Genomic DNA, 2,487 nt, shown 5'->3' with positions numbered 1-2,487 from the left:
CTGCCCGCCATCGCTAGGGCTGCTGACGATCAATGCATTGGTCGCCGCACCCGAGGTGCTGATCCCCATCCAGTGCGAGTACTACGCGCTGGAGGGCGTGTCGCAATTGATGAGCAACATCGAGATGGTGAAGGCGCATTTAAATCCGGGGCTGAACGTCAGCACGGTGATCCTGACGATGTACGACGGACGGACCAAGCTGGCCGACCAGGTGGCCGACGAAGTCCGTCGCTATTTCGGAACCAAAGTGTTACGCACCGTGATCCCGCGCAGCGTGAAAGTGTCCGAAGCGCCGGGCTACGCCATGACCATCATCGATTACGATCCGGGGTCCCGCGGTGCGATGAGTTACCTCGACGCCAGCCGCGAACTCGCCGAACGCGGTCGACCAGCAGCCGATGAAGGGGACCGCCGATGAGCCAACCGTCGCGTAGGAAAGGTGGCCTCGGGAGAGGCCTCGCTTCGCTGATCCCCACCGGGCCGGCCGAGGGTGAGACGGAGCAGGCGCGACTCGGGGGTCCGCGGATCGGCGACGCCACCGCCGACGTCCTGATGGGCGGCCCGCCCGCGGCCGGCAACGCGACCGACATCGGCGCGGTGTACCGCGAAATTGATCCGGCTCTGATTGAGCCGAACCCACGCCAGCCGCGGCAGGTGTTCGACGAGGAGGCGCTCTCCGAACTCGTGCACTCGATCCGCGAGTTCGGCCTGATGCAGCCGATCGTGGTCCGCGCACTCGATGCGCCGGGCGGAGCGCGCTACCAACTCGTCATGGGGGAGCGGCGCTGGCGCGCGGCGCAGACGGCAGGCCTGACCGCCATCCCCGCGATCGTGCGGGAGACCGCCGACGACAACCTGCTTCGCGATGCCCTCCTGGAAAACATCCACCGAGCGCAGTTGAACCCGTTGGAAGAGGCGGCGGCGTACCAGCAACTGCTCGATGAATTCGATGTGACCCACGAAGAACTCGCCGCCCGGATCGGTCGGTCGCGCCCACTGATCACTAACATGATCCGGTTGCTGCGGTTGCCGATCGCGGTGCAACGGCGGGTCGCGGCCGGCGTGCTGTCGGCCGGCCACGCCCGGGCGCTGCTGTCGCTGGATGCCGGAGCGGAGGCGCAGGAGGCGCTTGCCGCGCGGATCGTCGCCGAGGGATTGTCGGTACGGGCCACCGAAGAGGCGGTCACTCTCGCCAATCGCAGCGAGCCGAGTCAGCCGGCGCCGCCGCGACGCAAGCCGATCCACATGCCCGGCCTCCAGGATGTGGCCGAGCAACTCTCCAGTGCGTTCGACACCCGCGTCACGGTGAGTCTGGGCAAGCGCAAGGGCAAGATCGTGGTCGAGTTCGGCTCGGTGGACGATCTGCAACGCATTGTCGAATTGATGAACGCGTCAAAGAGCTGACCGTACACACCGACACGTTACGTCACTGTGACAATCCGCCAGATCAGACCACTCTGACATGCCCCAATCTCTCGAATCAGGCTGTGTACCAGACCATTTCGATTCTGGCGCGGGGCAGGGCACGCCGCGGGCGGTCGGTGGGCCCAAAACCCGCCACCGGCCGGCGCCGAGGGGCCCGGCGGCGGCCTCGCGCGGGTATCGCGGTCGGCCCCATCCGGGAGGTACGCTCGGCTGCGGGGCGGGGGCACCACCCGCTCGCGGGGAAGCCGGGCCATCACCGACCGCGTTGCGACGAGGCGGGCCGGGTTGGCCTGAGGAGGAGCAGCGCACAATGGCACCGCCCCACAGAGGCACAGGAGTCTAGTGTCTGCTCGAATCACACCGCTGCGACTCGAAGCCTTCGACCAGCTTCCGAAACACGCCCGCCGCTGCGTCTTCTGGGAAGTCGACCCCGCGACTCTCGGCGAACAAGATCAGCTCGCCGATCCGGAATTCGAGAAGGAAGCGTGGCTGTCGATGGTCATGCTCGAGTGGGGATCGTGTGGCCAAGTGGCCATGGCCGCGCCGCCCGACTGTGGCCAGGGCGAGTCAACCTGCCTGGGCTACGCCTTCTACGCCCCGCCGCGCGCTGTACCGCGGGCACATCGGTTTCCCACCGCGCCGGTATCCGCCGACGCTGTGCTCTTGACGTCGATGCGGGTGGAACCCGGACCGGCCGCCGACGAACTTCCGTACAGTCTTGTCGCCCGGGTGGTCGACGAATTGGTTCGTCGCGGTGTGCGAGCCCTGGAGGCATTCGGCCGCACCGAGATCGTCGCGGAGTTGGCCAACCTGCCGAGCACCGCCCCCGAGCTACAGCCGGTGCTCGAGGTGCTGGGTGACTGCTCGGCCGAACACTGTGTGATCGACGCCGACTTTCTGCTGGACGTCGGATTCGTTGTGGTGGCGCCGCATCCGTACTTCCCGCGGCTGCGGCTCGAGCTGGACAAGGGGCTGGGCTGGAAGGCCGAAGTCGAGGCGGCCCTGGAGCGGCTGCTGGAGAGTGCGGCGTTGCAACAGCCGGTAGCGGCGGGAGCGTCGGCG

The 2,487-nt window shown here is 67.4% G+C and carries 3 protein-coding genes; all 3 read left to right on the top strand.

The genetic code is table 11. From position 1 onward, the window contains the following. Nucleotides 1-418: ParA family protein (locus tag VGH54_RS22820; protein ID WP_331514377.1), on the top strand; the 418-nt coding region annotated here is incomplete at its 5' end. Then, a complete protein-coding gene (locus VGH54_RS22815) occupies nt 415-1,404 on the top strand; it encodes a ParB/RepB/Spo0J family partition protein (RefSeq protein ID WP_331514376.1) in 990 nt (329 codons plus the stop codon). The genes VGH54_RS22820 and VGH54_RS22815, both read left to right, overlap by 4 nt. 363 nt (nt 1,405-1,767) lie before the next feature. Beyond that, nucleotides 1,768-2,487 (top strand): acetyltransferase (locus VGH54_RS22810; protein WP_331514375.1); only part of this gene is annotated, 720 nt, incomplete at its 3' end.

The sequence above is a fragment of the Mycobacterium sp. genome, assembly GCF_036488105.1.
GTDB lineage: Bacteria > Actinomycetota > Actinomycetes > Mycobacteriales > Mycobacteriaceae > Mycobacterium.
Note: the sequence above shows the minus strand (reverse complement) of the source record. Positions and strands in the feature narration are given on the sequence as shown.